The organism is Vibrio sp. 10N.222.46.A1, from assembly GCF_041473595.1.
In the GTDB taxonomy this organism is placed as follows: Bacteria; Pseudomonadota; Gammaproteobacteria; order Enterobacterales; family Vibrionaceae; genus Vibrio; species Vibrio tasmaniensis_A.
This window is the reverse complement of record NZ_JBFRSN010000077.1, coordinates 1-5,526: the sequence shown is the minus strand read 5'-3', so window position 1 is coordinate 5,526 and position 5,526 is coordinate 1. Positions and strand designations below refer to the sequence as shown.

Genomic DNA, 5,526 nt, shown 5'->3' with positions numbered 1-5,526 from the left:
GTACCAACAAATGGGTCTGTTGCAATTTTAAATGCTAGCGCTGAGAACGGTTCTTTGTCGTCTGCATGACGCTCTGCTTCGTTCTCGTCTTCATCGATACCTTTAATTGCAGGTACATCGACAGGAGAAGGAAGGAAGTCAACAACTGCATCTAGAACAGCTTGTACACCTTTATTTTTGAATGCACTACCACATGTAGCAAGTACGATTTCATTATTAAGGGTACGAGTACGAAGACCTTGTTTGATTTCAGCTTCTGTTAGTTCACCTTCTTCAAGGTACTTATCCATCAGCTCTTCATTTGCTTCTGCAGCAGCTTCAACAAGTTCTGTACGATATTCTTCAGCCATTTCTTGCATGTCTGCAGGAATATCTTCGTACGTGAAAGTCATGCCTTGGTCAGCTTCGTTCCAGTTAATCGCCTTCATCTTGATAAGATCGACAACGCCTTGGAAGTTTTCTTCAGCACCAATGTTCAGTTGAATTGGAACAGGAGTTGCGCCTAGGCGATCCTTGATCTGTTCAACTACACGCAAGAAGTCTGCGCCTGTACGGTCCATTTTATTAACGAAAACCATACGTGGAACTTGGTATTTATCAGCTTGACGCCATACAGTCTCTGACTGAGGTTCAACACCAGATGAGCCACAGAACACAACAACTGCACCATCAAGTACACGCAGAGAACGTTCTACTTCGATTGTGAAGTCAACGTGCCCCGGAGTGTCGATGATATTAATACGGTGGTCAGAGTACTGAGCTTCCATACCACGCCAAAACGTAGTAGTTGCTGCTGAAGTGATCGTAATACCGCGCTCTTGCTCTTGCTCCATCCAATCCATGGTTGCTGCACCATCGTGAACTTCGCCGATTTTGTGAGAAAGACCGGTATAGAACAGAATACGTTCACTTGTGGTTGTTTTACCTGCATCTACGTGAGCAACGATACCGATATTACGGTATTGCTCAATAGGAGTTTTACGAGCCACGGTTGAATCCTCTTATTAGAGACTTAGGGACTATTGCTATGTCTAGATTATGCGCTAGAAGCGATACTTCGCTAAAAAGTGCTTGCCCTAGAAATAGCAATAGTTCCTAGCATAAGCATAGGAACTAAAGAAGTGCTGCAAGGAAACTTGCAGCACTAAAAAGGTATTACCAGCGGTAATGTGCGAACGCTTTGTTTGCGTCAGCCATACGGTGAACGTCTTCACGTTTCTTAACCGAAGTACCTTTGTTCTCAGACGCGTCTAGCATTTCAGCAGCTAGGCGTTGAGCCATAGATTTTTCACCACGCTTACGCGCAGCTTCAACTACCCAACGCATAGCAAGAGCGTTACGGCGAACCGGACGAACTTCTACAGGTACTTGGTAAGTTGAACCACCCACACGGCGAGATTTAACTTCTACCGCTGGACGAACATTTTCAAGAGCTTCTTCAAATACAGCTAAGTGATCTTTACCAGATTTCTCAGCCATAACTTCTAGTGCAGTGTAAACAATCTTCTCTGCAGTAGATTTTTTTCCGTCAACCATAAGGATGTTAACGAATTTTGCCAGCAGCTCAGATTTGAACTTAGGATCTGGAAGGATCTTACGCTGGCCTATTACGCGACGACGTGGCATGGAATTTCTCCGTTGTCTTCTTCAGGTTTTTTCCAAAACTTTTCAGAATAATAAATAAATAGTGTTTGGCCTTACTTAACGCTTTCTTTTAAAAAAAGACGCATTAAGACTTAGGACGTTTCACACCATACTTAGAACGACCTTTCTTACGGTCGTTAACGCCTGCACAGTCAAGTGCACCGCGAACAGTGTGGTAACGCACACCTGGTAAATCTTTAACACGACCACCACGGATAAGAACAACACTGTGTTCTTGAAGGTTATGACCTTCGCCGCCGATGTATGAAGTAACTTCAAAGCCGTTAGTTAGACGAACACGACATACTTTACGTAGTGCTGAGTTCGGTTTTTTTGGAGTAGTAGTATATACGCGAGTACATACACCACGTTTTTGTGGGCACGCTTCTAGTGCAGGCACGTTGCTTTTAACAACCTGCTTTACACGAGGAGTACGTACCAACTGGTTAATAGTTGCCATTAACTAGCTCCTGATTTACTTGAAAGTAAGCTTGATGAAAAATCTAGCCCTATTACACATAGTGTAAATAGGGACGCAAAATTCTATTCAGCAGTGGGATGTGTGTCAAGAAATATACAGATCTTTTTTAGCCGTCTAGAGCTCAGGATGGTCTTTTTTTAACCACACTGATAAAATGCAGCTACCAAGTGACTGATTTGTCGTTCAAAACAGTCAGTTTTACGAATCCATCGAAGTCCACTTGATCCAGGGTGCTTGAAGCAAGTTGTTGTAAACCTCGACTATAAAGATCTGTTTTTAATACCGACACATGTTTAACGGTGGAGATTTGATTGAATAACTCATGATTTGGAAGGCAAACATACACCGCATCTTCAACCAAAAGGATATGGTCCTTTTGTTGCGAGTACATCAATGCAAGCTTGAGTTTGTCTACTGATTTTACAATATGAAGCATAACGTTCCCTAGAAAGTCAGTATTTTTTGGCTCTGAGCTAACTTCTGCGTCAACTCATTCATTTCTAGCGCAGTCACATCGATCAGTAAGTTATCAGTCGAGAGACCAAACTGATTGAGGCTATGTTGACACACGTAAACCTGCTCGATGTCGTAGAGGTCCATAAGCTTGAATGCAGAAATATAGTCACGTGATAAGGATTCATCAGGCTGTTGCGCTTTGAGAAGCTGTGTAACGCCATCAGCGACAAAGAATACGCTGATGTCTTCACTGTAAGCTGAAGCCGCTAACAATGCGTCTAGCCCTTCCCTACCTGCAGCCGTTGTATGAGGAAAGCTGTTAAATATAAATGCTAATGAGCTCAAAACTGGACAACCCTATCTTGCGTCAGAAGTGCTTCAGATAAACTCCCTAAGCCAGCTTGGGTAAACCCTGTCGCCAAGTTAGAGGCAATTAATTGATGTTGCGCCGCTTCTTCAGTGCTGATAACTCCACGCCTTAGCGCAGCAGCAACACATGTCTCTAGGCTAACATTGTGCTCGTCCGCCAGTTTTTGCCAAGCGGCAGCTAAGTCAAATTCATCATTAGCCGGCACAGTAATGCCAGAGCCATTACTGACGCCGTCTTGATAGAAGAACACACTGTGAAGTTTGTGGCCCTGTTTCAATAGAGCCACAGCAAACTGATAAGCACTTCTTGCGGATTGTGAGCCGTAAACGGGTCCATTAACTAAGAGTGTATAGCTTAACAACCCTCTTCATCCTCTGTTTTACGTTGACGGATGTACAAGTACACTGTGTGCTTAGAGATATTCAATCGCTCAGCAACGCGGTTAATCGCGTCTTTGATGTCGAAAATACCTTTGTCGTATAGCTCCATCACGATTTGGCGATTTTTGGTGTTGTTCGATACAGATTTGTCTGCATTGATCTCTTCAATCGTGCGTTCAACCGTTTGGTCGACAAGTTCTTCAACATCACTAGCAAAGTTAACAGATGACGCAGCTTCGTCCGCGTCTTGCGTAGGCATGAAAGATTGCAGAACTTGTGAGAATGGCGCATCTAAGTTCACGTTAATACACAATAAGCCAATCACTCGGTCTTCACCATTGCGGATAGCAACCGTGATCGACTTCATTAGTACCCCGCCTTTAGCGCGAGTAAAATATGAACGAGAGAAGTTACGCTTAGAACCTTCAATATCTTTCAACATTTTCAATGCAAGATCGGTGATTGGCGAACCAACCTGACGACCTGTATTTTCACCATTGGCAATTTTAATCGCAGATGTATTGAGGTCTTCTAAAGAGTGTAAAACGATTTCACAAAACGGACCGATCAGACTCGCAATACCATCAACTACGGCCTCATAAGATCTTAAGATAATTTTATCGTGTTCACTGAATGGCATGACATGGACTGATTCCATTTCGAGTAACATGTCCGCATTGACTGTTTCTGTAGTAGTCACTTATTCCTTACCTTCGTGTGAAAAATCAACAAATTTATGTAAGTTTATCAGAAAATTTTAATTGCACACCTAGCTAACATTGCAACTAGTGATTTAGAACAAGTTTAAAAATCAAATACTCATATTCAAGTCATAAAAAAAGCCTAACTTAAAGTTAGGCTTTTTATTCAATCAACGTATTTTAGCACGAGGCTTTTAACCGATATTATTGTGCAGGAGCTGCTTCAGCGTTATCGATGTTTAGTAGTTCTACTTCGAATACTAGCGTTGAGTTAGCTGGGATAGTCGGTGTGTCTTGCTCACCGTATGCTAGCTCTGGCGGGATAACGAACTTGTACTTAGAACCCACTTGCATCAGTTGTACGCCTTCAGTCCAGCCTGGGATTACGCGGTTTAGTGGGAATGTTGCTGGTTCGCCACGATCGTAAGAGCTGTCGAACTGAGTACCGTCTGTTAGCGTACCTTTGTAGTGTACTTGAACCGTATCAGTGTCTTTTGGAGAAGCGCCTTCACCAGCCGTCATTACTTGGTAAAGTAGACCAGATTCAGTTTGCTTAACGCCTTCAGTTTTAGCGAACTCAGCGCGGAAGTCATCACCCGCTTTCTTCACTTCTGCAGACTTTTCTGCCGCTTGTGCTTGCATCGTTTCAGCAACACGCTTGTCTAGAGCTTCAAGAGCTGCACGCGTCTCTTCTTCGTTAAGTGCCGTCTTCTCTGCGAATACGTCTTCGATACCTTGAAGAACCATCGCTTTGTCTAGGTTAATACCTAGCTCGCTTGGCTTATCAATGCTTGTGCTTAAGTAGTTAGCGAAAGATACACCGATCGCGTATGCCGCTTTGTCATCTTCTGTTTTAAAGTTTACTGCTGCAACTTTAACTTCTTCTACCTGTGGAGCTTCTGCCTTTGGTTCTTCTTTCTGACAACCAACTGCTAGCATAACCGTTGCGGCAAGCAGTGATACTTTTAAAACTGATTTCATTGAATTCTCCAATTAATGGCCAAGCCATTGGTTATTGTGCACAAATCTAATGATTAGATTGGTGTGAATACGTTAGTTATAACAATATACTAGTCATATGTCTTTCGACACAAACCGGATTATTGGATGTGATGCGAATATTTTTCCACTCATTGCTATGTACGATTGTCATCACCTTGTTAAATGGCTGCTTTTTCTTCCAAGATGATGACCAACGCTGGGAAATTGAACCCAACGGCGCCACCAGCTTTGCCCTAAGTAGAGATGGACGCTTCGCGCTGCTCTACTCGCAGCAAAAACAGCTGCTCCTTTGGGATCTTGCCCAGAACAAAGAACTGGCTCAGCTTGGTCCACAAGATCAATCCGAAAATCAAGTATCGCGTATTCGCATCTCTGACAATGGTCGCTTTGCCATTACCGCCAGTCAGATGAATTTCGCCGTTTGGGACTTATCTTGGACACAAGCTGAAGGGCTATGGTCGATTTCCGATGGCTTAATTCGCGATGTTGATA

The 5,526-nt window shown here is 43.2% G+C and carries 8 protein-coding genes and 1 pseudogene; 1 reads left to right on the top strand and 8 read right to left on the bottom strand.

Features of this window, described 5'->3' with window-relative positions; genetic code table 11:
* The 8 genes from AB4496_RS02915 to fkpA all read right to left on the bottom strand — a co-directional run.
* Positions 1-989 (bottom strand): GTP-binding protein (locus tag AB4496_RS02915; protein ID WP_372130573.1); only part of this gene is annotated, 989 nt, incomplete at its 3' end.
* A 166-nt stretch (positions 990-1,155) separates the two neighbouring features.
* A complete protein-coding gene (gene rpsG, locus AB4496_RS02910) occupies positions 1,156-1,626 on the bottom strand; it encodes a 30S ribosomal protein S7 (RefSeq protein WP_012604916.1) in 471 nt (156 codons plus the stop codon).
* Positions 1,627-1,729: 103 nt separating this feature from the next.
* Positions 1,730-2,104, bottom strand: coding sequence for a 30S ribosomal protein S12 (gene rpsL, locus AB4496_RS02905; RefSeq protein WP_012604917.1), 375 nt, complete (start codon positions 2,102-2,104; stop codon positions 1,730-1,732).
* Positions 2,105-2,285: 181 nt separating this feature from the next.
* On the bottom strand, positions 2,286-2,561 hold the full coding sequence (gene tusB, locus AB4496_RS02900) for a sulfurtransferase complex subunit TusB (RefSeq protein ID WP_009848936.1): 276 nt from the start codon (positions 2,559-2,561) through the stop codon (positions 2,286-2,288).
* 8 nt (positions 2,562-2,569) lie between these two features.
* On the bottom strand, positions 2,570-2,926 hold the full coding sequence (tusC, locus tag AB4496_RS02895; RefSeq protein WP_009848935.1) for a sulfurtransferase complex subunit TusC: 357 nt from the start codon (positions 2,924-2,926) through the stop codon (positions 2,570-2,572).
* Complete coding sequence (gene tusD / locus AB4496_RS02890) at positions 2,923-3,312, bottom strand: sulfurtransferase complex subunit TusD (RefSeq protein WP_009848934.1); 390 nt, start codon at positions 3,310-3,312, stop codon at positions 2,923-2,925. The genes tusC and tusD overlap by 4 nt, the downstream gene beginning before the upstream one ends.
* The gene (locus AB4496_RS02885) at positions 3,306-4,031 is read right to left on the bottom strand and encodes a transcriptional regulator (RefSeq protein ID WP_012604921.1); all 726 of its coding nucleotides are present in this window, start codon (positions 4,029-4,031) and stop codon (positions 3,306-3,308) included. Before AB4496_RS02885 ends, tusD begins: the two co-directional genes overlap by 7 nt.
* Positions 4,032-4,236: 205 nt before the next feature.
* Positions 4,237-5,013 carry an FKBP-type peptidyl-prolyl cis-trans isomerase gene (gene fkpA, locus AB4496_RS02880; protein ID WP_009848932.1) on the bottom strand — a complete coding sequence of 259 codons (777 nt, stop codon included), beginning with the start codon at positions 5,011-5,013 and terminating at the stop codon, positions 4,237-4,239.
* A gap of 131 nt (positions 5,014-5,144) precedes the next feature.
* Here fkpA and AB4496_RS02875 point away from each other — a divergent pair.
* A pseudogene (locus tag AB4496_RS02875) lies at positions 5,145-5,526 on the top strand (hypothetical protein); the annotation flags it as partial.